Annotated in this window: 22 protein-coding genes; 7 read left to right on the forward strand and 15 right to left on the reverse strand. The window is 68.7% G+C overall.

Annotated features, from left to right (window positions below):
• Positions 1 to 186 precede the first annotated feature (186 nt).
• Complete coding sequence (locus ACFORO_RS01730; protein WP_377868929.1) at positions 187 to 1401, forward strand: hypothetical protein; 1215 nt, start codon at positions 187 to 189, stop codon at positions 1399 to 1401.
• 14 nt (positions 1402 to 1415) lie between these two features.
• Here ACFORO_RS01730 and ACFORO_RS01735 read toward each other — a convergent pair whose 3' ends face one another.
• The 3 genes from ACFORO_RS01735 to ACFORO_RS01745 are packed head-to-tail and all read right to left on the reverse strand — an operon-like array spanning position 1416 to position 4664.
• A complete protein-coding gene (locus ACFORO_RS01735) occupies positions 1416 to 2090 on the reverse strand; it encodes a FadR/GntR family transcriptional regulator (RefSeq protein WP_377868928.1) in 675 nt (224 codons plus the stop codon).
• Positions 2091 to 2127: 37 nt separating this feature from the next.
• The gene (locus ACFORO_RS01740) at positions 2128 to 3306 is read right to left on the reverse strand and encodes an MFS transporter (RefSeq protein WP_377868927.1); all 1179 of its coding nucleotides are present in this window, start codon (positions 3304 to 3306) and stop codon (positions 2128 to 2130) included.
• Positions 3303 to 4664 carry an amidase gene (locus ACFORO_RS01745; RefSeq protein ID WP_377868926.1) on the reverse strand — a complete coding sequence of 454 codons (1362 nt, stop codon included), beginning with the start codon at positions 4662 to 4664 and terminating at the stop codon, positions 3303 to 3305. The genes ACFORO_RS01740 and ACFORO_RS01745 overlap by 4 nt, the downstream gene beginning before the upstream one ends.
• A gap of 327 nt (positions 4665 to 4991) precedes the next feature.
• On the opposite strand from ACFORO_RS01745, the gene ACFORO_RS01750 reads away from it, so the two are divergent.
• Positions 4992 to 7961, forward strand: coding sequence for a right-handed parallel beta-helix repeat-containing protein (locus ACFORO_RS01750; RefSeq protein WP_377868925.1), 2970 nt, complete (start codon positions 4992 to 4994; stop codon positions 7959 to 7961).
• Between the two features lie 44 nt (positions 7962 to 8005).
• Here the strand turns inward: ACFORO_RS01750 and ACFORO_RS01755 are convergent, their stop codons facing one another.
• From ACFORO_RS01755 to ACFORO_RS01765, 3 genes are all read right to left on the reverse strand, one after another.
• Positions 8006 to 8584, reverse strand: a complete 579-nt coding sequence (locus tag ACFORO_RS01755) for a hypothetical protein (RefSeq protein ID WP_377868924.1) — start codon at positions 8582 to 8584, stop codon at positions 8006 to 8008.
• Between the two features lie 114 nt (positions 8585 to 8698).
• The gene (locus tag ACFORO_RS01760) at positions 8699 to 9997 is read right to left on the reverse strand and encodes an MFS transporter (protein WP_377868923.1); all 1299 of its coding nucleotides are present in this window, start codon (positions 9995 to 9997) and stop codon (positions 8699 to 8701) included.
• Between the two features lie 91 nt (positions 9998 to 10088).
• Positions 10089 to 11432: a M20/M25/M40 family metallo-hydrolase gene (locus ACFORO_RS01765; RefSeq protein WP_377868922.1), complete on the reverse strand. Its 1344-nt coding sequence runs from the start codon at positions 11430 to 11432 to the stop codon at positions 10089 to 10091.
• A 66-nt stretch (positions 11433 to 11498) separates the two neighbouring features.
• Here ACFORO_RS01765 and ACFORO_RS01770 point away from each other — a divergent pair, with 66 nt between their 5' ends.
• Positions 11499 to 12035, forward strand: a complete 537-nt coding sequence (locus ACFORO_RS01770; protein WP_377868921.1) for a helix-turn-helix domain-containing protein — start codon at positions 11499 to 11501, stop codon at positions 12033 to 12035.
• A gap of 221 nt (positions 12036 to 12256) precedes the next feature.
• On the forward strand, positions 12257 to 13501 hold the full coding sequence (locus ACFORO_RS01775) for a cytochrome P450 (protein ID WP_377868920.1): 1245 nt from the start codon (positions 12257 to 12259) through the stop codon (positions 13499 to 13501).
• On the opposite strand, the gene ACFORO_RS01780 is transcribed toward ACFORO_RS01775, so the two are convergent.
• The 7 genes from ACFORO_RS01780 to ACFORO_RS01810 form a co-directional block, all read right to left on the reverse strand.
• Complete coding sequence (locus tag ACFORO_RS01780; protein WP_377868919.1) at positions 13390 to 13761, reverse strand: VOC family protein; 372 nt, start codon at positions 13759 to 13761, stop codon at positions 13390 to 13392. The genes ACFORO_RS01775 and ACFORO_RS01780 overlap by 112 nt on opposite strands.
• Positions 13762 to 13809: 48 nt before the next feature.
• Positions 13810 to 14406 (reverse strand): GNAT family N-acetyltransferase, encoded by a 597-nt coding sequence (locus tag ACFORO_RS01785; protein WP_377868981.1) that lies wholly within the window; start codon positions 14404 to 14406, stop codon positions 13810 to 13812.
• A 143-nt stretch (positions 14407 to 14549) separates the two neighbouring features.
• Complete coding sequence (locus tag ACFORO_RS01790) at positions 14550 to 15506, reverse strand: hypothetical protein (protein WP_377868918.1); 957 nt, start codon at positions 15504 to 15506, stop codon at positions 14550 to 14552.
• Positions 15507 to 15609: 103 nt separating this feature from the next.
• Positions 15610 to 15987 (reverse strand): hypothetical protein, encoded by a 378-nt coding sequence (locus tag ACFORO_RS01795; RefSeq protein ID WP_377868917.1) that lies wholly within the window; start codon positions 15985 to 15987, stop codon positions 15610 to 15612.
• Complete coding sequence (locus ACFORO_RS01800; RefSeq protein WP_377868916.1) at positions 15984 to 17132, reverse strand: cation:proton antiporter; 1149 nt, start codon at positions 17130 to 17132, stop codon at positions 15984 to 15986. Before ACFORO_RS01800 ends, ACFORO_RS01795 begins: the two co-directional genes overlap by 4 nt.
• A gap of 259 nt (positions 17133 to 17391) precedes the next feature.
• The gene (locus ACFORO_RS01805) at positions 17392 to 18009 is read right to left on the reverse strand and encodes a response regulator (protein ID WP_377868915.1); all 618 of its coding nucleotides are present in this window, start codon (positions 18007 to 18009) and stop codon (positions 17392 to 17394) included.
• Positions 18006 to 19181 carry a sensor histidine kinase gene (locus ACFORO_RS01810; RefSeq protein ID WP_377868914.1) on the reverse strand — a complete coding sequence of 392 codons (1176 nt, stop codon included), beginning with the start codon at positions 19179 to 19181 and terminating at the stop codon, positions 18006 to 18008. Before ACFORO_RS01810 ends, ACFORO_RS01805 begins: the two co-directional genes overlap by 4 nt.
• A 168-nt stretch (positions 19182 to 19349) precedes the next feature.
• Between ACFORO_RS01810 and ACFORO_RS01815 the strand changes: the two genes are divergently transcribed.
• The 3 genes from ACFORO_RS01815 to ACFORO_RS01825 are packed head-to-tail and all read left to right on the forward strand — an operon-like array spanning position 19350 to position 21483.
• Complete coding sequence (locus tag ACFORO_RS01815) at positions 19350 to 20366, forward strand: ABC transporter permease (RefSeq protein WP_377868913.1); 1017 nt, start codon at positions 19350 to 19352, stop codon at positions 20364 to 20366.
• Positions 20366 to 21064: an ABC transporter ATP-binding protein gene (locus ACFORO_RS01820; RefSeq protein ID WP_377868912.1), complete on the forward strand. Its 699-nt coding sequence runs from the start codon at positions 20366 to 20368 to the stop codon at positions 21062 to 21064. Before ACFORO_RS01815 ends, ACFORO_RS01820 begins: the two co-directional genes overlap by 1 nt.
• On the forward strand, positions 21061 to 21483 hold the full coding sequence (locus tag ACFORO_RS01825; protein WP_377868911.1) for a DUF2871 domain-containing protein: 423 nt from the start codon (positions 21061 to 21063) through the stop codon (positions 21481 to 21483). The genes ACFORO_RS01820 and ACFORO_RS01825 overlap by 4 nt, the downstream gene beginning before the upstream one ends.
• 52 nt (positions 21484 to 21535) lie before the next feature.
• Here ACFORO_RS01825 and ACFORO_RS01830 read toward each other — a convergent pair whose 3' ends face one another.
• On the reverse strand, positions 21536 to 22936 hold the full coding sequence (locus tag ACFORO_RS01830) for an MFS transporter (RefSeq protein ID WP_377868910.1): 1401 nt from the start codon (positions 22934 to 22936) through the stop codon (positions 21536 to 21538).
• 53 nt (positions 22937 to 22989) lie between these two features.
• The gene (locus ACFORO_RS01835) at positions 22990 to 23688 is read right to left on the reverse strand and encodes a hypothetical protein (protein ID WP_377868909.1); all 699 of its coding nucleotides are present in this window, start codon (positions 23686 to 23688) and stop codon (positions 22990 to 22992) included.
• Positions 23689 to 23773 lie beyond the last annotated feature (85 nt).

The following is a 23773-nucleotide window of genomic DNA, read 5'->3' on the forward strand; positions in this document are numbered from 1 at the left end:
CGCGCGGACAACGCGGGCACCTCGCACCGTCGCACTGACGAGTGAGACGACGCGCACAATGATCACCAAGCCGCTTGATGTCTCTTCAGCGCCAGGTCAAGGCATGAACACAACACCGAACGAGCCACGCGGGCTTGCCGACCGGTCCCTCATCGGCGGCCGCCGCCCTTGGTTACGCTTTCGCAGGTGACCACAGGGATCGAGCCGTCCGCTCCTGTCTCGCGGAAGACCGCCGCCCCGCGCAGCGCTGCTGTCCGGCGGGCGGCGGTGTATCTGACGCTGGCAACCGCGTCGCTGATCAACTTCATCTCCTACGCGCCGCTCGACGTGCGCGCGCACGAGAAAGCCTGGGGCGACGCGCTCAACTACTACGCCATGTCCGAACACACCGGGGCGCAGGTCGACAACCCGTTCGCGCTCAGGATGCTCAGCCCGTGGCTGGTGCATCTGGCGAACAAGGTGACCGGGCTTTCGCTCGATGTGTTGTGGCTCGGGTTCACCGCCGTGGTCACGCTCGCGTGCACCGTGGTGTTCTTCGAATTCTGCTGGCGGCACCTCAACCTGCACCTGTTCACCTCAGTGCTCGCGGCGATCGCCCTCTCTTGCACGTTCTGGTACGCCCCCTACGCGTTCAGCAACCCTTTCCTTGTCGACCCGCTGAACAATCTGCTCTATCTCCTCGCGTTGTGGCTGTTGTTCAAGCGCAAACTGCTGCTGTTCACCCTCGTCATCATCGTCGGCACCATCAACAAGGAGACCACTCTTCTGCTCGCCCCGCTGTACCCGCTGTTGGCCTGGACACGGTCGCGGTCACTGCGTGATCGCCAAGTGCTGTTCGGCGTGCTCGCAACGGCAGTCGCGGCGTTGGCGTATGCCGGCTTCCGCCTGTGGGCACAGAATTTCATCGGGGGCAGTTACAGCTTCGGCAGCGGCCAGGGCAACCAAAGCCTCGCCTCGAACATCGTCTTCGCGCTGTCGTCGAACAAACGCAGCGAGCACGCCGCGCTCTTCGATACGTTCCACTTCTTCTGGATCATCTTCGGCTACGGGCTCTACCGGCTGTACCGCCAGCGAGGCCCGCTCAACCCGCTGCTCGTATCCAGCGTCTACCTGGCACTCTGCTGCTTGGCCGGGCGGATGGTCGCCACCGACACTCAACGGGTATTCGTCATGCTCGCGCCCCTGGTCATCGGCGTGGTCGCGGTTACCCTCGACAATCAGCGCAGCGACATCCGGCGTTTTCTCGTCGGCGTTCTTGCTTTTCTTTACGTCGCGCTCAATCTGCGACTCGTGCCCGACGACACGAAATTCCTGGTCGAGATCGGCGGCCTCATTCTCTTCGCCGCTTTGATCTATTCGCAGTCCTGGCTCCCGCGAGGCCGTCCGAAAACGGCCGTTTAATCGCAGGGTCACTGCTAGCGCAACTGGTCCAAGGTGCGCTCGACGTTGCGGCGAGTGGCCAGCGCGGCGGCCTCCGCGTCACCGGCCTCGATGGCGGCTAGCAGGCCGTGGTGGGCCTGGTGCAGGTCGTCCGCGCTGGTCTCGGCGGTGTCCAGGGTGGTGACGTCGGCGGAGACCGCGCGCATGGCGTCCAGGAAAGAGTCGAACACGTCGATCAGCACCGGGTTGTGCGCGGCCAGCACGACTGCCCGGTGGAAGGCGAGGTCCGCGTCGAGCAGTTCCGGGAGTGAATCGGCTCGGTCGCGGGCCGTGAGCGCCTTGCGGAGCGCCTTCAGGTCGGCGGCGGTGCGTCGGGTCGCCGCCAGGCTGCCCGCCTCGACCTCCAGTGCGACGCGGACCTCGTACACGTCGATCGCCGCGGCCGTGCGCAGCTTGCGGTCCAAATCGGACAGTGGGGTCGCGGACGCGACGTAGGTGCCCGAGCCCTGCTGGGAGTACAGCTGACCGGCGGAGATCAGAGCCCGGACGGCCTCCCTCGCGGTGGACCGGCCGACGCCGAGCAGCTTGCTCAGCTCGACCTCGTTGGGCAGCTTGGCCCCGACCGGCCACTCGCCCTCGCCGATCAGCCTGCGCAGTTCCGCCGTCGCCGCGTCGACCAAGGAGGTTCGCTGCACCGACCGGACCGTCATGTCGTGTTCCCCTCTCCGCCTGGTGCCCGGCAATGTATCAGGTCACCAGCTCCTCAGATGAGTCTAAAGACGGCTGAACAGGCAGGACCCGGTCGCGCAGCCGGATGGCGAACACCACGGCGACGCAGAACACCGCGAGCACCGAACCGAGGGTGAACCGCAGGCCCTCGGCGTCGGCCAGCCAGCCGAACAGCGGCGAGGTCAGCCCGCCGACCGACATGGCCAGGCCGAGAGTCAGCCCGCTGGCGGTGCCGGGCCGCGTGGGCAGGTAGTCCTGCGCGAGGGTCACCTGGTTGGCGAACGGCAGGAACATGGCCAGCCCCAGCAGCACGGTGCTGAGTTCCAGCACGGGATAGTTCGGACTGAACACCACTCCGGCCAGCGCCGGAACGCCCAGCAGGTATCCGGCCCTGATCGGCGTCAGGCGGCCGAACCGGTCGCCGAGCCAACCGCCGAGGACAGTGCCCGCGGCACCGGCCAGGGTGAACGAGGTCAGCGTGACCGCCGCGACTGCGGTCGAGGCGTGCAGTTCGCGGATCGCGTACAACGAAAGCAGCGAACTCACTGTCACGTAAGGGATCGACCATCCGACGGTCGCCGCGACCAGTCTGCCGAAGGCCCGCCAGTCATCCGAAATGTCTACTGCGGACCCTCTAGCCGCGCTTCCGGCAGCGCCAAGCGCATTGCGACGATTGAGCAGCCACAGCAATGCCATCACCACAGCCGGGACCGCCAGCAAGTAGGTCCCCGACAGGCCGAGCGAGCCGACGACCGCGGTGACGAGCGCGGGAGCGAGCGAGCTGCCCAGCGTCCCGCCCACCGAGAACAGGCTCATGGCCCGCTGCGACCTGCCGCCCGCCGCACGGGCCTGGTTGGTGGCGGGCGGATGGTAGGCGGCCACTCCGATTCCGGCAATGGCGACGCAGACCCAGGTGGCCAGGTACCCGTTCGCGAAACCGGCGCCGGCGATTCCGGCGGCAGCCACGAGGAAACCCAGTGGCGCCAGCCAGGAGCGTCCGGACCGGTCCACGATCATCCCGAACACCGGTTGCACCACGCTGGACAAACCCGTTGCGGCCAAAGCGATTCCGGACACCGCCGCGTAGCTGTAGTGGCGCTCGCTCATCATGAACGGCAGCAGCGCGGGCACCGCGCCCTGGTACAGGTCGTTGACGACATGGGTCCCGGTCAGGAAACCCAGTTGAGCCTTCTTCATCGCTTCGCCCGCTCCAGTTGTGCCGCAACGGAAATGAGGGTCGTCTCAGCGCCGTAGCGTCCGGTGAGCAGCACGCCGGCGGGCAGCCCGCCGGGTGTCCGGAGCGCCGGGACGGTCAGCGACGGCTGGCCGGTGATGTTGGCCAGCGGGGTGAGCGGGTGAAACTCCAGCATGTTCTCGAAGGTCTGCGCGGGATCGTCGTCGACGAGGCCGCCCACCAGCGGCGGCAACGCGGCCGTGGCGGAACTGAGGACCACGTCGAACCGGTCGTAGCGAGAGGCGATCCGGCGAGCGGTGGCCTGCATCGACACCAGCGCGGACATGAACGCCACCACGTCGTAGCCCCGGGCTTTCTCCCGCAGCCAGCGAGTCAGCGGCAGCAGGTCCTGCTCCCGCTCGGCGGGAACCGGCACCGAGCAAGCGAGCAGCGCCCACACGACGGCGAACTCCTCGCGATAGTCGTCCGGATCGGTCGGCGCGGCGTACGCCACGTCGTGTCCCAGATCCGCGAGCAGCGCGACGGTGTCTTCGCACGCCCGACGGCACCACGGGTCGTCGCTCGCCGATCCCCGGATTACGCCGATTCGCAAGCGGCCGGGGTCCCGTTCGGCGCTGTTCGCGAAGTGCCCGGCCGGCACCGGCGGCAATTGATGCGTGTCGCCGGGGCGCGCGGTGCTCATCGCGTCCAGCAGCAGTGCGGCGTCCGCAACCGTCCGGGCGATCGGACCCGCGGTGGCCAGCCCGGCCGAATCCGGGCCGGGAGCGGGACTCACCCTGCCTCTGGTCGGCTTGATCCCCACCAGCCCGCAGCACGCGGCGGGGATCCGCACCGAGCCGCCGCCGTCGCTGCCGTGCGCAGCCGGGGCCAGTCCCGCCGCGACCGAAGCGGCGGCCCCGCCGCTGGACCCGCCCGCGGTACGGGTGAGGTCGTGCGGATTGCGGGCCGCGCCGAACGCTGTCTCGGTGTAGGAGGAGCAGCCGAACTCGGCCGCGTTGGTCTTGCCCAGCACCACCATGCCCGCCCGGCGCAACTGCGTCACGACCGCCGCGTCCACCTCGGCCACCCGGTCCGCGAAGACCTTCGATCCGGCGGTGTACCGCAGGCCTTTCACCAGGCACGTGTCCTTCACCGAAACGGGCACCCCGCACAACATCGGCAGGTCCCGCACGCCGGACCGGACCAGCGCTTCCGCCTCGCGCGCGGTCGCGAGCGCCCCCTCGTGGTCCACGGCGAGGTAAGCGCCGATCCGGTCGTTGCCGCGGTCGATCCGGGCCAGGTACTCCTCGGCGAGCTCCACCGGGGAAACCTCGCGCGCCCGCACCGCCGCAGCCAGCTCGGCCAGCGTCAGATCAGTCATCCCAACTCCTCATGTCATCTGAGGACTTGGACGGTAACCGAGACGATGGGGCGAGGCAACCCTTACTAGGCCGAACACGGCAGTGAGCCACTCGCTCCGGCAAAAGATCAGATGTAAAGTTCGCCCCCGACGGCTCAGGGAAACCGCTCCCGAACCTCGCCGAGAACGGGCAGATCCACCCTAGATTGCTTTACCAACAGTCACTTCCTCACCGCCAAGTACCACCCGGAGCCCTCCTTGACGGCCGCTACACCCTCCTGCATAGTCTCCTAGACATCGGATGTCCTGGTGCTCAGGACCTGCGATGCCTGGTCAAGGAGGACCTGAATGGCGAACCGCCGGCTTCTGAGCATCGTCCTGTCCGCCGTCGCCGGGTTAGGCGGAACGCTCGCCCTCGGCCCGCCAGCCGCCGCGAGCGGGCCGCCGCCGATGGCGGTTTACGCCGCTCCAGGCGTTGCCGCTCCGCCCGGAAATCCCTGCACCCGGCCGCGACCGTGCTCGCTTTCTCAGGCGCAGCAACGAGTTCGGCACCTGCTCGACACCGGCGTCGGCAACCACCGGGACATCGTCGTGCAACTGGCTGGCGGCACCTACTACCTCGCCGCTCCCCTGGCGTTCGGCCCGCAAGACTCCGGGCGCAACGGCCACACCGTGACCTGGCAACCGGCGACCGGTGCGGCCGTGACGATCAGCGGCGGCCGACCGCTGCGTCCGGCGTGGCAGCCCACGGCGCCCGGCAGCAAGATCGTGACCGCGACCGTCCCGGCAGGACTGGACTTCGACGGTCTGTTCGTCAACGGGCAGCGCCAGATCCTGGCCCGCTACCCGAACTACGACCCGGACGCGGCCCGGCTCCAGGGCTCGACCTCGCTGGCCGACCTCGAGCGGGAATCGGCGAAATGGTCGGACCCGTCGACCGCACTCGTGCGCGCGATGCATTGCGGCGACTGGGGTTCTGTCTCGTTCACCGTCAGCGGGCGCACCGGCGACGGGCTCGCCCTGCACTACGTCGGCGACAACAACCGGCCGCAGGACTGCGGGCTGACGAAGGGCAACGGGCCCGGCCGGATCGGGCCCGCGATGGCCGAGAACGTCAAGGAGGAACTGGACGCGCCCGGCGAGTGGTACTACGACCGGGCGAGCGGCCAGCTGCGCTACTACCCGCCGGAGGGAACCGACCTTTCCGCCGCGACGGTCGAAACCGCGGAACAGAACCAGCTGATCACGATGACCGGAACGTCGGCGGCCAACCCGGTCCACGACATCGCCCTGCGCGGGCTGCACCTCACCGCGACTCACCGCACGCTCTTCACCAGCCCGTTCGAAGCCGACGCCAAGGGCGACTGGGCGGTGGTCCGCAAAGGCGCAGTATCGCTGAAGAACGCCGCTGACATCTCAGTGACCGGTTCGTTCTTCGACCAGCTCGGCGGCAACGGCGTCTTCCTCGACAGCTACAACCGGCACAACACGATCAGCGACAACAAGTTCGAGTCCGACGGCGCCACGGACGTCCAGATCGTCGGCTCGCCGAGCGCGGTCCGCGACTACTCCGCCAACTACTACGACAATGTCGCCGTCACCGACACCGCGCCCGGGCCGAAGACCGACGACTATCCCCGCGACATCCTCGTGCGAAACAACCTCATGCAGAACATGGGCCGGTTCGAGAAGCAGTCCTCCGGCGTCAACATCTCCATGAGCGCGGACGTGACGGTCGACGGCAACACCATCTCCGACAGTCCGCGCGCGTGCCTCAACATCGAGGACGGCACCTGGGGCGGGCACGACATCAAGAACAACGACCTCTTCAACTGCGTCGAGGAAACCGGCGACAACGGGTCCGTCAACGTCTGGGGCCGAGGCCGGTTCTGGGCCAGCTCCGGCAACAACACCCTCGCGCCGGGCACGAGTTTCGAAGGCTCCACCGGCACCGCGCTGAGCGACGCGCAGGCCCGGCACCTGATGAAGCTCGACGTCGTCCGGCCGATCACCATCCAGCACAACCGGTTCTGGCACGCGGGCGACTGGGCCATCGACCTCGACGACGGATCGTCCCACTTCCGGCTGCTGGACAATCTGATCCTCAAGGGCGGCATCAAACTGCGCGACGGCTACGAGCGCACCGTGCGGAACAACCTGCTCGTGGACGGCTCGATCTACGAACAGGTCAGCCACTCCGACTGCGGCGACGTCGTCGAGCACAACATCACCCTCGGCCCGCAGGCGTACAACAACGTGCTCAACAACCCGGTCACCGCCAAGTACGGCGTCGACCGCAACCTCTTCTGGAACGACCACTACCCGGTTTACGTCAATCCCGACGGCAGCGGCAACGAGGCGCTTTCCGCGGACGGCGCCACGATCAACACCCAGTCGGCTTGGGTCCGCGCGGGCATGGATCCGCATTCGCTCGTCGCCGACCCGAAGTTCTCCGCAGCCGACCCGCTCGGCAGCTACGACTTCACCGTCGGCGCTGATTCCCCCGCGGCTAGCCTCGGGTACGCCAACTTCCCGATGACCGGCTTCGGCTCCGCCGGCGGACCGCTTCCGCCCAAAGCAGTCTTCGCCTACGGCCCCGGATCCGGCGGGCCCGCCAACGGGATGATCGTCCAGCCCGAAATGCTGATGGGAGCCACCGCGACCAACATCCCGTCTCTCGCCGTGCAGTCGTCCCTCGGCCTGACCAAGCCGTACGGCCTCTACCTCCCCACAGTGCCGCAGGGCAGTTACGCCGCGCAGAACGGGTTGAAGACCGGTGACGACATCACGGCCGTCAACGGCACCTCGGTGACTGACGATCGCAACACTTTTTGGCTCAGTTACAACAAACTCGCGCCGGGTGCGCCGATCACGCTGACCGTGCGGCGCGGGCAGGCCGACGTCACCGTGCGCCTCGCCAAAACGCAAGAGTCCGAAGTCCTCAACAACACTTCCGGCGTCGTCTACACCAACACCGGCGCTCCGTCGTCGGGATGGATCTGGCGCGGCAGCTCGGCCGGAGGCGCGAACTCGTACCTCGACGACATCTGGGCCACCCAGAACGTCGGCGATTCGTGGAGTTTGACGTTCTACGGAACGGGAATCGACATCATCTCCGAAACCAACACCGACGAGGGCGACGTCGACCTCACCCTCGACGGCGCGCCTTACCGGACGGTCAGTTTCGTGACCCCGACCCGGCAGTACCAGTCCACGGTGGCGACTGTTTCCGGCCTGCAGCCGGGAGTGCACACGATCACCGGCACGATGAAGAACGGCAGCTACTTGATCGTGGATGCTTTCCGGACGCATCCGTAGGCATTCCGCAAGCGGGTGCCGTGCGTGCACGGCACCCGCTTTTCCTAGGCGGCGCCAGGACCGGCCTTCGTCAGAACGTAGTCGCGAGGATCCTCGGGCACCGGCCGCACTGTCACGCGCAACCGGCCGTAATGACCGTTGGCCAATTCGCTGACGGTCACCCGGGTCGGGACCGAAACGAGTTTCCCGGACGCGCAATCAGGGATGCAGTCGTACTGCCAGAATCTGCCGGTGGCGTGAGCGGTCGCCGAGCCCCACCCCGACCAGCGCAACCGGTCGAGCCCCATTTTCTGGTCCGCGCAAGCCAGGTTCAGCCACGAAGGTTTGGCAACAGCATTGCCCTCGCACAGATAGATGGTTGGTGACGGCTTAGGAGTAATGTCCGGATGTTTCGCTGGCGGTAGCACAGCGGCATGGCTCGCGGCGGCAGTCGCGGGTGTTGCGGACGGTGCGATCGAGATGACCGGTGACGTGGTCGCGGTTTCACTGGCGGTCGGAGTCAACGAAGAGCCCGAAGCCACCGGCAGGTCCGCGGAGCCTGACGTGCAGGCCGTCACCGCCGCGGCGATCAGCGCCAGCGCCCCCGCACCCAGCACCGATCTTCGGATTATCAAGTCAGTCATGACAAATCCCCTCCCAATCCGGACCTCCGCGGCCCGGCTATGGAGAGAATGACGCGCAACCCGCCGAGAGGTTGCGCGCCCATTCGACTCACCCTTAAAGTCCACAAAGGACGGTCAGCGCACCTGCAGCCGCCGCCGGGCGAAAATCAGCGCGCTAAGGCTCAGCACCGCCAGCGCCATTACGTAATAGCTCGGCGCCACATTGCTCCCGGTGAGGTGAATCAGCCAAATCACCACCAACGGCGTGAAACCGCCGAAAAGCGAAGCCGTGATGTTGTAACTGACCGACAGCCCGGTCGCGCGGGTTCTGGCCGGGAAGACGTCGGCCATCATCGTGCCCAGCGGGCCGACGTACCAGACCTTCACCAGCCCGATCGCGGCCATCACCGCGGTCATCACCGCGAACGTCGGCTGACTGTTCAACGCGAGGAACAGCGGGAAGATCGACAGCAGCATCACCGAACAGGCCGCGGCCATCAGCGGGATCCGGCCGGTCCGGTCGGAGAGCCGCCCGGCGACCGGCGCGAGGACGGTCAGCACGATCTGGGTGACGATCGTCGTGGTGAAGGCCAGCGATTTGGGCAGGCCGAGGTTCCGGATGGCGAAGGTCGGCATGTAGATGATCAGGTAGCTGATCGCGGTGGACACCGCCATCGCGCCCATCGCGACCAGGATCCGGGTCTTCTGCGAGCGCAGGACCTCCCGCAGCGGGGCCTCGGCGGCCGCCTCCTCGAACATGGGCGATTCCGCCACGTGCCGCCGGAGGTAAGAGCCGACCGGGGCGATCAGCAGGCCGAAGGCGAACGGGATCCGCCAGCCCCACGACCCGAGTTGCTGGTCGGTGAGCACCGCGCTCAGCACCGCGGCGAACACGATGCCCAGCAGCGTGCTCAGCCCCTGGCTCGCCGCGCCCCAGCTGCCCATGAACCCGCGGCGTTTCCGGTTGCTCTCCACCAGATACGCCGTCGCGCTGCCGAATTCGCCGCCCGCCGAGAAGCCCTGCAGCAGGTTGGCGAACACCAGCCCGAGCGGGGCCGCGATGCCGATCGTCGCGTAGTTCGGCATGATCGCGATCAGCAGCGAGGCCACCGCCATGATCCGGATCGACACGACCAGCGCGGCTTTTCGGCCCGCCCGGTCGGCGTAGGACCCGAGGATCATCCCGCCGAACGGGCGGATCACATACGCGACCGCGACGCTGGCGAAAGCCAGCATCAGCGAGACCGCCGGATCGGTCGCGGGGAAGAACTGTTTCGCCAGGACGTCGGCGAACAATGTGTAGGCCCCGAGGCTGAACCATTCCAGGGTGTTGCCGATCGTGGCCGCCAGCACGATGCGGGACGAGCGCGGCGCGGGGACTTCTTCGAGTGGATTTTCCCTGGTGGCCGGGGAATCCGGGGCGGGAATCGACATGGTCGCCTCCGAGGCGGTGCGTCAGCGGTTCGGCGTCATCGGTGAATCGCGGCTCCGAGCACGGCGGCCCGGAACAACCATGTGCGGGAAGTCAGCGCAGCTTGCCCAATTCGAGCAATACGTTCGCGGCGGCGGTGATCCCGGCGTGGAAACGAGCGAGTTCGAAATTCTCGTTGGGACCGTGGTTGTGCTCGTCGACGTTCGCCAGCGGGATTCCGTAGCACGGCAGGCCGAGCCCGTCGGACAGCGCGGCGATCGGCAGGCTGCCGCCCATCGCGGGCACCAGCAGCGCCGGACGTCCGGCGGCCGCGCTGACCGCGTCGGTGATCACCTGGGTGTAAGGCGATTCCGGCAGCGTCCGCGACGCTTCCATCAGCCCGCCCGGGACATGCAATTCGGCGTGCGGCAGGTGTTCGGCGAGGTGTGCGCGCAACGCCGCGATGACCGTCGAGGCACGCTGGCCGCCGACCGTCCGGATGTCGCAGCGAGCGACCGCGGTGGCCGGGATGACCGTGCGGTGGTCGCCTTCGTCCAAACAGGACAGTGAGTTGATGCTGAACGTCGGCAGCGCGAGGCGGTCGTTGAAACCGACGCCTTCCGGCACGTCCATCCGGTCCAGCCCGACTTCCGCGAGCGCGGCGGGCACGTCGACCGGGAGCGCGTCCAGCGCGTCCCGTTCCGACGGGCTCAGCGGGACCATGCCGTCGGCGATTCCCTTGACCAGGATCTCGCCCTCCGGCGAGCGCATCGTCGACAGCAGCCACACCAGTTCCCACGCCGGATTCGGTCCGACACCGCCCCAGTTTCCCGAGTGCAGCGCCGCGGGCGCGCCATGCACTCGGATCTCGAACCGGACCGCACCGCGCACGCCGAGGCTGACTGTCGGCTCGCCGCTGTCGTGCACCGGACCGTCGCTCCACAACACGAGGTCCGCGTTCCACTCGTCGCGCAGACCCGCCAGCGCCGACTCCAGATTCGGGCTGCCGATCTCTTCCTCGCCGTCGAGCAACACGGTCACGCCGCACGGCAGTTCGCCGGTTTCGGAGAGCGCCCGCAACGCGAGCAGCTGCGCGAGATGCTGCCCCTTGTTGTCGCCCGTGCCGCGCCCGTACATCCGGCCGTCGCGGATGGCGGCCTCGAACGGCGGGCTGTCCCAGGCCGCCAGCGGTCCGGCCGGCTGCACGTCGTAATGGCCGTAGATCACCACGTGCGGAGCGCCCGCCGGGCCTTCCGCGCGCCCCACCACCAACGGCCAGCCGCCAGTCTCGACCTGCCGCGCTTTGAGTCCGCTGCGCGGCAGCAGCGCACACGCGAAGCCGGCCGCGTCGGCCATGCCCTCGCCGGTCGCGCTCACGCTGGGAACGCCGATCCACTCGGCGAGCTCCGCCTCGTGCCGCTCCCGGTACTGCTCGACGTACGACTCGATGCGGCGCACCCGACCTCCAGTGATTTCACTTTCTGATATCGATACCATCGAAGCAAATCGGCTAAGCTGCTGTCAATGGACGACCCGCTCCCGCGCCAGGCGACCGCCGACGACCTCCGCGCGCTCGCCCACCCGCTGAGCTGGCGGATTCTCCGGCTGTGCCTGGACACCGCGCGGACGAACCAGCAGCTGGCGAAGCGGCTCGAAGAGTCGCCGGCCACCGTGCTGCGCCGGGTGCACGCACTCGCGGAAGCCGGGTTCCTCGTCGCCGAACCGGCTCGCCGGAGCGACCTCGGCGCCTGGGAACGCCCCTACCGGACGACGCGGCGGACCTGGCACCTCGACCTCGACCAGGCGGGCGATCCCGCACTGACCGCGCGCGTCGAACTCGCCACTTTGGACGCGCACCGCGCCGAAATGATCGAAAGCGCCCCCGCGTCGATCCAGCAGACCCGGCGCGGCGTGGTCCGGCTCAGCGACGAGGCAGCGGCTGAACTGCAGTCGCGATTGGACGCGCTGCTGGACGAGTTCGTCGCGCGCGAGGAGCCGGCTGGGCGCAGACATTCGTTTCTGTGGAGCGTGGTCGAGCGGCCCGAGTCCGCCGAGGACTGACCGCACCGGTTGACGTTTTCTCAGTAGCGCACGGGGGTTCGCGGCGTCGTCGGCGCGCGATGCCGAAGTACGTGAGGGGAACCCTGAGGGAATCTGATTCCCTCAGGGTTCCCCTCACGTACTTTTCCCCATTGTGACGCAGGTCACGTCTGTTTTGTCTGATTACCGGGACTGCCCGCGAAGCCATGCTTCAGCTCCGAACCCGAACGTGAGGAGCTCACATGACCAACAGCGAAACCTTCCCCATGGCGCGGGCTGCGGGGTGCCCCTTCGCCCCAGCGCCCGGATTGACGAGCCGGGCGCCGGTGTCGCGGGTGCGGCTGTGGGACGGCAGCGAGCCGTGGCTGATCACCCGGTACGCCGAGGTCCGTGCGGTGCTGGCGGATCCGCGTGTCAGCGTCGACGTCACGCAGCCCGGTTTCCCGCACACCAACGCGGTCAGCAAGGCGCGCGACGCGCAGATGAAAACGTTGATGCAGATGGATCCTCCGGAGCACACGGCGCAGCGACGCGTCCTGGCCCCGGAGTTCACCGTGCGGAAAATGGCGGCGCTGCGGCCGCGGATCCAGCAGCTGGTCGACGATCTTCTCGACCGGATGCTCGCGGGACCGAACCCGGCCGATCTGGTCGAGGCGTTCGCGATGCCGCTCCCCTCGCTGGTGATCTGCGAACTGCTCGGCGTCCCGTACGCGGATCGCGATTTCTTCCAGGGCGTGGCCCGCACGCTCGTCATGGACGACCCCGACCCGGCGCGCGCGGTGGCCGCCAGCGAGGAGCTGAACTCGTATCTGGAGGACATCGTCGCCGCGAAAGCCGCGGAACCGGGCGATGACCTGCTGAGCAAACTGGCCGTCGAACAACGGGAGGCGATGACCCCGCACGAGATAGCCGTGCTGGGTCAGCTTCTGCTGGTGGCAGGCCACGACACCACCGCCGCCATGATCGCGTTGGGCACGGCGGTGCTGGTGACGCACCGCGAGCAGTTCCACGACGCGTCAGCCGATCCGGTGGAAGAACTGTTGCGGTATCTGTCGATCACGCACACCGAGGCGCGGCGCGTGGCGTTGGCGGATCTGGAGATCGGCGGGCAGCTGATCCGCGCGGGCGAGGGCATCGTCGCGGTGAAGAGCACCGCGAACCGGGATCCGCTGGCCTTCCCGGACCCCGACCGGGTCGACCTCCGCCGGTCCGCGCGCCACCACGTCGCTTTCGGCTACGGACGGCACCTCTGCCTCGGCGCACCACTCGCGCGGCTGGAGCTGGAGATCGCGTACGCGACGTTGCGGCGACGGGTGCCGACGATGGAGCTGGCTGTGCCGCTGGATCGGTTGGAGTTCAAGGAGAACGCGATCTTCTACTCCGTGCGCGAGCTGCCCGTCAGGTGGGCGAGCACGTTGACGACCGTGCCGCCCGGATCCTCGACGAAAAACCGCCGCACGCCCCAGGATTCGTCGGTGAGCGGATAGACGACGCGCAGCCCGCGCCGGACCGCCTCGGCGTGGGCTCGCTCGACCGCCTCCGGTTCGCCGAGGTCGATTCCCAAGCGCGGCAACGGATCGGTGCTACCGGACGGAAGGACGAGCACCTGCGCGGCCGGGTCGTCGCCGCTGCGGAGGCCGAGAACGGGATCGTCCATGGCGACGTCGAGGCCGAGAACGTTTACGTAGAAGTCGCGGGTCGCGTCGTCGTCGGAACCTTCGGCGTAGGTGATGATGCGCTTGATCACCCGGTCATCGTCGCAGATCGGTGCGCCGGGGGCTTGGAGAAATGGGAGCTAGCTGCCCGCGGAGTAGGCGATGCGGCGGTGCCGTCCCGGGCGTTGGACCCGCCAATGGCGTCCACGCGAGGACGACCGGCCTGAACCGCGAGCCGCCAGCGCCAGGTTCCGCGCGGCGAACTGCTCCGCGGTAATGCTCATCAGGACCGGGTATTTGATCTCCCCGCGCAGCAATTCGGCGTCGCGGAGCCGGGCCGCCTCGCGAAAGCCCAGCTCGCCGTGCAGCGACAACGACGCGAAGTTGCTGCCGTTGACGCTCACCTCGCACGCCCGGTACCGGCACCGTCCGAACATGAACGCCAGCAGCAGCGCGACGGCGTCGGCGGCATAACCGCAGCGGCGGTGCTGCGGGCCGATCCCGACGCCGTAGCTGAACCGGCCGGAGTACGGGTCCGTTTCGACCCAGACGGAGCCGACCAGCGTCCGGTTGTGCAGCGTCTCGATCGCGAAGTGGAACCCGTCCGGGGAGGCGTGCCCGCGGTGCGTCGCCCAGTGCCGGTAGCCGCCGACCTGGGGATCCCGGACGCGCACGGAATCCCGGTCGAATCCGGCGAGGGTGCGCTGGTCGCCGGGGCGGACCTCGCGCAGCCGCACTTTGCGCCCGACCTCGTCGACCCGCCACGGGGCGACGGCGCCGGACCCGGACCGCCGAGACACATTCGTGATCATCGGGAGTGATGGTACCGGTCCGGGCTCCGGCGGCTGTCAGGAGAATCCCCGATCGGTTCCGGGACCCGTCACTCTTCGCAGTTTCCCTTCGTCGGAACGGGTTTGCTCGGATCGAACCGCCCAGGCTCCGGAGTCAACGAGGGACCGGTGAAGTACGGATCGGCGAACGCGGGGGCGAGCAGGCGCTTCTTGGCGGCGTCGCACGAGGCGGCGGTGGTGTACTCGCCGCCCTCGCCCAGCCACAGGCCGCGGCTCCCGGGCCCCCAGCCCGTGCCGCTGCGCATGACGTAGTCGTCGTCGGTCCGCACGAACGGCTCCAGGTCGGCCGGGCCCTCGATCACGTGGCTGCCGGGGTCGAAGGCGTAAGCCACCACGTACGAGACGTGCAGGTACAGCTCCCCGGCTTTGCCCGGCCGCACCGTCATCTTCCCCGTCATCCTCGGCTGCACGGGCAGGAGGTGGTAGCCGTCCTCGATGTAGGTCAGGTATTCCTGCGGGTTGGTGTGGAGGTCCGCCCGGGAGTCCGGCGCGAACAGCCCGATGTAGCCGTCCGGGTGGTGCCCCTCCAGGACGTCCTTGTCGAACTGCGCGACCTCGACCGCGTGCTTGACCTGTTCCTGCGCGTCGCCGACCTGCTTCTCCGAGAACGAGCCGACTTTCGCCGGGGCCGGGACGGTCAGCCCGGCGATGCCCTCGGGCCAGTTCTGCGCCGGGGTGTTGTCGAACGGCCGCTTCAGGTCGACGTGCCCGGAGTCGGGAAGGTCGGTCGGCGCGGGTGCGGTGGTGGTCGGCGTGAGCACGGCCGGGCCGCTCCCGGCGATCTCCTCCGGGCGCGTCCCCTGCTTCCACAGGTAGAACCCGGCCGCCGCCACGACGATCACCACCGCGGCCACGATGGTCACCAGCCTGCGCCGCCGCGCCCGTCGCCGGTTGCGGCGCAGGCCGGTCCAGGCTTCTTTCTCGGCATGCCGCTGCCACTCCGGATCCATCAGGTCCGGGTGGCTCTCGATGTTGTGGTCGTCCACTCGCTCCGCCTGTCTCGTCGATCTCGCATCGAAAGATCGACAGCCGGGAGCAGGCGTTACGAGCGGCGGGCCTTCGCAATCATTTCGGAATCCAGGCCGGGGTTTAAATCAATTTGCACGGAATGTCGGCATTTTCGTCGAGGTGATACGAAGCGCACACGCGGTGGTAACCGTCCGCGATGACCAGGTCCTCAGCGGTCGCGAAACCGGGGTGGCCGTGCCCGCGGACGAGCAGGATCGGCGAGAGCGCCTTGCCGTCCTTGACCTTGTCGAGGTCCTTGGCGACGTGCGCGTTGTCCTCGGGCAGGAGCTTCAGCCTGCTCGCCCGCAGGATGTCCTTCGCCTTGCGGTGGGTCAGTTCCGCTTCCTTCAGCTGATCGACCAGCTTCGTCGCGACCTCCTCGGACGTGATCAGGGTGAGATAGTCGAATGCTGCCGGATAATCGTGATCGTCCGGTTCGTCTTTCCAGTGTTCCTTCATGACGCCTCCCTCGATTCGTCGGTTCGATCTTTGACCGCACGGGACGCGGCCCAAGCGGTCACCGCGACGCTGATGAGCGCCGCGGCGAGAATCGCCCCGCCCTCGCCCGGAGCGAGCAATTGTTCGCGGGTGCCGATCGTGACCGCCGCGACCGGCACTCCCAGCTGCGCGCCCGCGAGCACCGCCAGCGGCAACGGTTGTCCCAGCAGCCGCGTCGCACCGTGGACCACGACCGAACCGGCCGCGATCAGCGCCGCCAGCACGAGCATCACCGGATGCTGGCCGAGCGCGCGCAAATCGAGCGAAGCGCCCAGCCACACGAAGAACACCGGCCCGAGAAACCCGTCGGTCACCGCGAACAGCTGCCGCGCGAGCCGGCGCGGCTCCCCCACCGCGGCCAGCGCGAGCCCCGCGACGAACCCCGCCAGCATCACCGACACCCCGACCAGCTGAGCCAGCCCCGCGAGTCCGAAAAGGACAATCAACGCGATCCGGAGTTCGAGGCCGAAGTGCCGGGACTTGCTGAGATCGTGCGCTTTGTCGACGAGGCCGCGGGCATGCAGCCAGCGCAGCACCACGAACCAGACGGCCCCGGCCGCGATGACCGCGAGCGCCCCCAGCGCCGCCCGCCCGGCCTTCTGCGGCGCGGCTGCCAGCGGAAGCGCCACGATGCACGCCGTGTCCGCGATCGCGACCTGCACGATCAACGCCAGCGCGGGCGGTGTCGCGAGCTTCGTTTCGTCCAGCACCGGCATCACGAGCGCCGCGGAACTGGACGCGAGGAGCACGGCATACAGCAGCCCGTGCCCGGTGCCGACGAGCGCCGCCACCCCGAACCCGGCCGGCACGGACAACACGCCGACCAACGCGGACAGCAACGTCCCCCGCCCCGCCGCGACCCGCAACGCCGCGTCCCGCAACGGCACGTGACTGCCCGCGACCAGCATCACCAGCGCGAACCCGGCGGAGGCTACGTACGAGAGGATCGGGTCGTCGGCCTTCACCCAGCCGAGCCCCGTCCGGCCGACTGCCACGCCGAGCAGGATTTCCCCGACAACGATCGGGATGCGAGCGCGTTTCGGGGTGGCCAGGAGCGGTCCGGCCAGTCCGGCGAGGAGGACTACGGCCATCGCGAACAGGGTCATCGGCACGCCTCCTCCCCGGTGGGCCTTGGGTATTGTGGCGCGGTCCGGCGGCCCGGACTACTCCCGTCACCTGGATGCGGTGCGGGAATTCCGCCGAGCACGAAGTGGCCAGCGGGTCCGGGAGCCAGGGCTTATACCCTCATCACCGCTTGCTCACGTCCGTGAGGGGAACCCTCACGGACCCTGATTCCCTCAGGGTTCCCCTCACGGACCTGAGACGGCAACTCCGCAGACGCCGCCGAACCCCGGCCGCGAACCGTCAGCGGCGGATCAGCCCCTGTTCCTTCCCCGCCGCCACCGCCGCGGTCCGGGAATCCACCCCGAGCTTCGTGTAAATGTGCACCAGATGCGATTTCACCGTCGCCTGGCTCAAAAACAGCCGTTTGCTGATCTCCAGATTCGACAATCCATCCGCGACCAGACCGAGCACCTCGATCTCCCGCGGCGACAAGGCGGCCGCCGGGGTGCGCATGCGGTTCATCAAGCGATGCGCGACCGCCGGGGCCAGGACGGTCTGTCCAGTGGCCGCGTTCCGCACCGCGGCGGCGAGGTCCTCCGGTGGGGCGTCCTTCAGCAGATACCCGGTCGCACCGGCTTCGATGGCGGCCAGGATGTCGCCGTCGGTGTCGTACGTCGTCAGGACCAGGACTTTCGGCGCGTCCGCCGAAGCAGTGATCGCCGCAGTCGCTTCGGAGCCGTGCATTCCGGAGCCGAATTGCAGGTCCATCAGCACGACGTCCACCTCGGCCGCCAAGCGCACGGCTTCCTCGGCGGAGGAGGCTTCGGCGACCACTTCCAAGTCCGGCTCGGTCTCCAGGACGGCGCGCAAACCGGCGCGGACCACTGGGTGGTCGTCGGCCAGGAGAAGGCGGATCATCGCGGGTCCACGGGGAAGCTGACGGCCAAAGCGGTGCCGTTGCCTGGCGACGATTCCACTGTCCACGAGCCGCCGAGGGACCGGGCGCGGGCGCGCATCGCGGGCAGGCCGAAGCCGCTGCCGCTGCGCACTTCTTGCGGGTCGAAGCCGATGCCGTCGTCCACGGCGTCCAGGGTGACGCTCGTGTCCATGTAGCTCAAGGTCAGCTCCGACCGGCCGGCCGCGGCGTGCCGGACGGTGTTGGCCAGAGCGGACTGGGCGATGCGCAGCAAGGCGACCTCGTACGCGGTCGGCACGTCGAACGGGGTGCCGCTGAGGTGAAAGTGGACGGTCAGGCCGGAACGCTGCGCCGTGGTCGCGCAGAGCCGTTCCAGGGCGGCGGGCAAGGAGGTGCCTTCCAGCTCCACCGGGGCCAAGGCATAGACGAGGCGGCGGGCTTCGGTGAGGTTGTCTTGGGCGGCTTGCCGGGCCTGCGTCACATGCGGGACGGCGGCGTCGGGACGGTCTGGCAGCGCGCGTTCGGCGGCGCGCAGCAGCAGGTGGATGCTCGAGAGGCCTTGCGCGAGCGTGTCGTGGATTTCCCGAGCCAAGCGTTCGCGTTCGGCCAGGACGCCAGCCGAGTGTTCCATCGCGGCGAGGTCGTTGCGGGTCTCGCGCAACTCCTCGATGAGGTGCCGCCGCTGTTCGCTTTCGCGGTAGAGCGCCTGGTAGCCGAGCACGGTGGCGATCGCGACCGCGGCGCCGAGGGCCGGGCCGATGATCACGCCGACGCTGAATCCGCCTTGGTGGCGCGTGAAACCGGCGATCGCCAGGACGGTGGTGAGCGCGACGACGGCCGGGCCCCAGCGGGTCGGCAGCAGGTGCATTTGCAGGAAGTACAGCGGGAAAGCCAGCCACACCCCGTCCGGAGTGAGCCACAGCAGGACGAGCCACGCGACGCCCAGGACAGCCAGCCATCCGGCAGTCGCGACCGGCAACCGGCCGACGCGCGGCAGCAGCGGGCCCGCGGTGTAGACGCCGCCCATCACCAGCGCGCCCGCGAGCACCGCGGGCGCGTGCGGCAGGCCGTCGGCGAACGCGCGCGCGACGGCGAGCACCAGCAGCCCGGCCAGCAGGAGGTGCAGGCAGACGCGCAGCACGCGCAACGGCCGGTCGAGGGTGTGCGGGTTCACCAAAAAGCCTCCTGCGGTCAATTGTCCGTGCTCCGCCGGGAATCCGCATCAATCGAAAGGTTGAGCGGCGGGTGCGTCCATCGATTCCCGGGAGGCCATCCGCGGCGCGATGTCCCCGCGCGCCGGCCGGACGAGGCTGGAAGGCACACCGAGAAGGAAGGTACGCACATGTTCGTCGCGTGGCGGGATCTGCGCTTCGCCAAAGGGCGGTTCGCGTTGATGGGGACCGTCGTCGTGCTGATGACGTTGCTGGTCGGGCTGCTGTCCGGGCTCACCGCGGGGCTGGCCGCGCAGAGCACGTCCGCGATCACCGGGTTGAAGGCCGACCACCTCGTCTTCGCCGAACCCGGCACCGGGTCGCTCTCGTTTGGACAGTCCACAGTGACCCGAGAGCAGGCCGACCAGTACGCCCGTGTTCCGGGAGTGACCAGCGCGGAACCGATCGCGATCAGCACAGCCAGCGCGGCGGTCGGCGAGCGCACCGCGACGTTGGCGGCGTTCGGGGTCCGGAACTCGAGCCCCGGTACAGCCGTGTTGTCCACGGGTGCGGCGGACGCGTTGAAGGCCCGCGAAGGCGACCAGCTCACCCTGCAAGGCCAGAAAGTCACCGTGACCGCCATCAACGGAGACGCGTCGTACAGCCATCTCCCGGTCGTGTGGACGCACTTCTCCGGTCCAAACGCGACAGTGCTCGCGGTGACCACCGACAAATCCACCGACCTCGCCGCAGCGGACGCACGCCTCGGCACCCGCACCGTCACGAAGGACGACGCGCTGTCCGCGATCGGTTCGTACTCGGCCGAAAACGGCTCGCTCCAGCTGATGCGCGGCTTCCTGTTCGTGATCTCCGCGCTGGTGATCGGCGCGTTCTTCACCGTGTGGACGATCCAGCGCAGCCGCGACATCGCGGTGCTGAAAGCGCTCGGCGCGACCACGAAGTACCTGCTCCGCGACGCGCTCGGCCAAGTGGTCGTGCTGCTGGTCGGCGGAACGGCGCTCGGGACCGGACTCGCCGCCGCGCTCGGAGCGGTCGCGTCGGGAACGGTGCCGTTCGTGCTCAGCGCGGGCACGTTGCTCGGCCCGGCCGCGGTGCTGGTGGTCCTCGGCGTGCTCGGCGCCGCGCTGGCGGTCCGCCGCATCACGTCCGTCGACCCGCTGACCGCCCTCACCTCCGGAGCGCACTGATGAGCCTGCACCTGTCCGGCATCACCCTCATCTACCCCGACGGCGATTCCCGCCTCACCGCCCTCGACCAGGTCGGCCTCCACGTGCCGGCCGGGAGCGTCGCGGCGGTGGTCGGGCCGTCCGGGTCCGGCAAATCGAGCCTGCTGGCCGTCGCCGCGACGCTCATCCGGCCCGATCGCGGACGCGTGGTCGTCGGCGGTGTCGACACCACCGAACTGGACCGGGCCGCGCTCGCGGAGCTGCGCCGCACCAAGATCGGGATCGTGTTCCAGCAACCGAATCTGCTCGCGTCGCTCACCGCGATGGAACAGCTGGAAGTCATGGCGCACCTGAGCGGAACACCGCGCGGCGAGGCGGCGAAACGCGCGAAGGAGCTGCTCGACGCCGTCGGGCTCGCCGATCGTGCGACGCACCGGCCGGGTCGGCTTTCCGGCGGGCAGCAGCAGCGGGTGAACATCGCGCGCGCCTTGATGAACGAGCCCGCGGTGCTGCTGGTCGACGAGCCGACGAGCGCGCTGGACCAGGACCGCGGCGCGGCGGTCGTCGATCTGCTCACTACGATCACGCACCAACAGGCGACGGCAACCGTACTGGTCACCCACGACCGCTCCCACCTCGAAGGGGTCGACTCGGTGCACGAGGTCGTCGACGGACGGATCCACCAGCCGGCCCGGGCCGGAGCCGAGGAGAACCGATGACGAAGAAGATCTACTGGGCCGCCGCGATCTACACGATCCTCGGCCTGCTCGGCGGGCTGTACTACCGCGAGCTGACCAAGGCGGAGAACTTCACCGGCGACACCCAGCTGTCCATTGTGCACACCCATCTGCTCGCGCTCGGGACGCTCGTGTTCCTGATCGTGCTGGTCCTGGACAAGGTGTTCACGCTGTCGGCGACGAGGTCGTTCGCGCCGTTCTTCTGGATTTACCACGCCGGGATGCTCGTCACGGTCGGCGGGATGGTCGCGCACGGCACGCTCACCGTGCTGGGCAAGGAATCCGGCGCGGCGATCGCCGGGATCGCCGGGCTGGGGCACATCCTGCTGACTGTCGCGTTCGTCCTGTTGTTCGTCGGCCTCCACGGCCGCATCTGGAAGCCCGCCGAGTCGAAAGCGTGACGTGAGGGGAACCCTGAGGGAATCAGATTCCCTCAGGGTTCCCCTCACGTACTTACTGGCGGCGGAAGGTCAGAGCCGCCAGGGCAGCACCGGCGAGGGCGATCACGGCCGAACCGATGAAGGCGACCGAGTAGCCGTTCGTCAACGCTGCCGGGTCGCCGAGCGCGCCCGCACCAGAGGCAGCCGCCAGCGCGGTCATCACGGCCAGCCCCAGTGCCGAGCCCACCTGGTAGCCGGTGTTCACGATCCCCGACGCGAGCCCGCCTTCTTCCGGCCGGGCCGCGGAAATCGCCGTGCTGAGCGACGGGATGAACGCCAGCGACATTCCCAGCGCCGCGACGAGCGACGCGGGCAGGACGTCCACCCAGAAGCTGCCGTCCACCCGCACCAGCGCGAGCCAGCCCAGCCCGGCCGCCAGCACCAGCAGTCCGGCGACGATCGGCAGCTTCGGTCCGAAGCGGCCGATCACTCGCGGGGCCAAGGCGATCATGCCCAGCATGATCAGCGCCGTCATCGGCAGCAGCGCCGCACCCGCCGGGAAGGCGCGGAAGCCGAGCACCTGCTGCAGGTAGAGGTTCAGGAAGAACCACATCGGAATCCACGCCGCGCCAAGGAAAACCTGCGCCAGGTTCGCCGCGCCGAGGCGCGGGGCACGGAAGATCGACAGCCGCATCAGCGGGGTGCGGGCTTTCGCCTGCCGGACCACGAAACCGGCCAGCAGCACGAGACCGGCGCCGAGCGCGATCCAGGTTTCCGCGGCCGCCCAGCCCGCTTCCGGAGCGCGGACGATGCCGTACACCAGCGTTCCGAGGCCAAGCGTGACAGTCAGCGCGCCGATGATGTCAACCGTGCCACGGGTTCCGGTCGCTCCCCCGGGCAGGACGGCGCGGGTGGCGAACAGTGCGAGCACGGCGATCGGCACGTTGAGGTAGAACACCCACGGCCACGACAGGTACTCCGTGATCACCCCGCCGAGGAACACTCCAGCGGTACCGCCGGCCGGTGCCGCCGCGCCGTACAGCGCAAGGGCTTTCGTGAGTTCCTTCGGGTTGCTGCCGAAGAGCATCATCAGCAGCGTCAGCGCGGACGGGGCGATGAGCGCGGCTCCCGCGCCCTGCACGATCCGGCCGGCGAGTTCGACCGGCACGTTCCCGGCGGCTCCGGCGAGCACCGAACCGGCCAGGAGGATCGCCCATCCGGCGGCGAAAAGCTTTCTGGCGCCGAACAAATCCGAGAGTCGCCCGCCGAGCAGCAGCAGGCCGCCGAAGGCGATCACGTAGGCGTTGAAGACCCAGGACAACGTGCTGGGCGTGAATCCGAGCGCGTCCCGCATGCGCGGCAGCGCGACGCCGATGATCGAGGTGTCCATGATCACCATGAACTGGGCCAGGGCGATCAGTCCGAGCGCCCGCCAGCGGAGCGTGTTCGGCCGGGTTTCTTGTGCGGTGGTCATCGTTTTTCGCTTTCTCTTCAAGGGGAACGGCAGCACGGCATGCGGGCGGCTGCTCAGGCGGCGTCGAGAACGAAGGCGGCGGTGCGCACGACGCCCTCGGCCTGGAAGTCCAGGTACAGCAGGTACCGGCCGGCCGTCGGAGCCTCGGCGTGGAAGCGGATCTCCGGTCCGGGCTTCCCGTCGTCGAGCGCGTGGATGTGCAGGTAGGCGAGGTCGCCCTGGCGCAGCGCGACCAAGTGGCCGAACGAACCCAGATACGGCTCCAGGTCGGTGACCGGCCGTCCGTCGCGGGTCACGCGGGCGGTCAGCAGCGTTCCGGCACCGGCCGTGAGCGTGCCTTCGAGAGCTACTTCGTAGCCGTCGACGACGCTGGTAGCGACCGGTTCCGCGGCCTGCGGCTGGTAGTCACCCGCGACCTCGACCGTCCGCGACAGCGTGACGCTCTCGCCACCCGCCGGAGTCAGGTCGGTGAAGACGCGGTAAGTGCCTGCCGCTTCCCAAGTCCACGGGATCGTCCAGACGCCGGTTTCCGGGTCCAGCACCGGATGGCGGTGCCGGAAATACGCGCCGTCGTTGCGAACCACGATCAGGTGCAACTGCTTGCCGTGCGCCTCTTCGTACTTGGTTACCGGCTGCCCGTCGGCGGCGGCGACGGTGAACGAAAGCTCGCCGCCCTCCCCCGCCGTTGCCGGGGCGTGCACCACGCCGAACTGGACCTCGCCGGTCGAAAGTGCGGTGCCGTTGACGTTCATCGGTTTCTCCTTCGTTCGCTGGCGACGGGACGAACCTTATACCCCCTGGGGGTATTTGGAAGTGTGTCCTGGGTCTCCTTTCGGG

It is taken from the genome of Amycolatopsis halotolerans, from assembly GCF_042647905.1.
Taxonomy (GTDB): Bacteria; Actinomycetota; Actinomycetes; order Mycobacteriales; family Pseudonocardiaceae; genus Amycolatopsis; species Amycolatopsis halotolerans.

What these genes read in the sequence shown, in the direction of transcription:
- ACFORO_RS01815 (WP_377868913.1), top strand. Translation starts at nt 19,350, where the DNA reads ATGTTCGTCGCGTGGCGGGATCTGCGCTTCGCCAAAGGGCGGTTCGCG.
- ACFORO_RS01750 (WP_377868925.1), top strand. Translation starts at nt 4,992, where the DNA reads ATGGCGAACCGCCGGCTTCTGAGCATCGTCCTGTCCGCCGTCGCCGGG.
- ACFORO_RS01775 (WP_377868920.1), top strand. Translation starts at nt 12,257, where the DNA reads ATGACCAACAGCGAAACCTTCCCCATGGCGCGGGCTGCGGGGTGCCCC.
- ACFORO_RS01820 (WP_377868912.1), top strand. Translation starts at nt 20,366, where the DNA reads ATGAGCCTGCACCTGTCCGGCATCACCCTCATCTACCCCGACGGCGAT.
- ACFORO_RS01735 (WP_377868928.1), bottom strand. Translation starts at nt 2,090, where the DNA reads ATGACGGTCCGGTCGGTGCAGCGAACCTCCTTGGTCGACGCGGCGACG.
- ACFORO_RS01770 (WP_377868921.1), top strand. Translation starts at nt 11,499, where the DNA reads ATGGACGACCCGCTCCCGCGCCAGGCGACCGCCGACGACCTCCGCGCG.
- ACFORO_RS01830 (WP_377868910.1), bottom strand. Translation starts at nt 22,936, where the DNA reads ATGACCACCGCACAAGAAACCCGGCCGAACACGCTCCGCTGGCGGGCG.
- ACFORO_RS01795 (WP_377868917.1), bottom strand. Translation starts at nt 15,987, where the DNA reads ATGAAGGAACACTGGAAAGACGAACCGGACGATCACGATTATCCGGCA.
- ACFORO_RS01825 (WP_377868911.1), top strand. Translation starts at nt 21,061, where the DNA reads ATGACGAAGAAGATCTACTGGGCCGCCGCGATCTACACGATCCTCGGC.
- ACFORO_RS01835 (WP_377868909.1), bottom strand. Translation starts at nt 23,688, where the DNA reads ATGAACGTCAACGGCACCGCACTTTCGACCGGCGAGGTCCAGTTCGGC.
- ACFORO_RS01745 (WP_377868926.1), bottom strand. Translation starts at nt 4,664, where the DNA reads ATGACTGATCTGACGCTGGCCGAGCTGGCTGCGGCGGTGCGGGCGCGC.
- ACFORO_RS01800 (WP_377868916.1), bottom strand. Translation starts at nt 17,132, where the DNA reads ATGACCCTGTTCGCGATGGCCGTAGTCCTCCTCGCCGGACTGGCCGGA.
- ACFORO_RS01760 (WP_377868923.1), bottom strand. Translation starts at nt 9,997, where the DNA reads ATGTCGATTCCCGCCCCGGATTCCCCGGCCACCAGGGAAAATCCACTC.
- ACFORO_RS01755 (WP_377868924.1), bottom strand. Translation starts at nt 8,584, where the DNA reads ATGACTGACTTGATAATCCGAAGATCGGTGCTGGGTGCGGGGGCGCTG.
- ACFORO_RS01805 (WP_377868915.1), bottom strand. Translation starts at nt 18,009, where the DNA reads ATGATCCGCCTTCTCCTGGCCGACGACCACCCAGTGGTCCGCGCCGGT.
- ACFORO_RS01740 (WP_377868927.1), bottom strand. Translation starts at nt 3,306, where the DNA reads ATGAAGAAGGCTCAACTGGGTTTCCTGACCGGGACCCATGTCGTCAAC.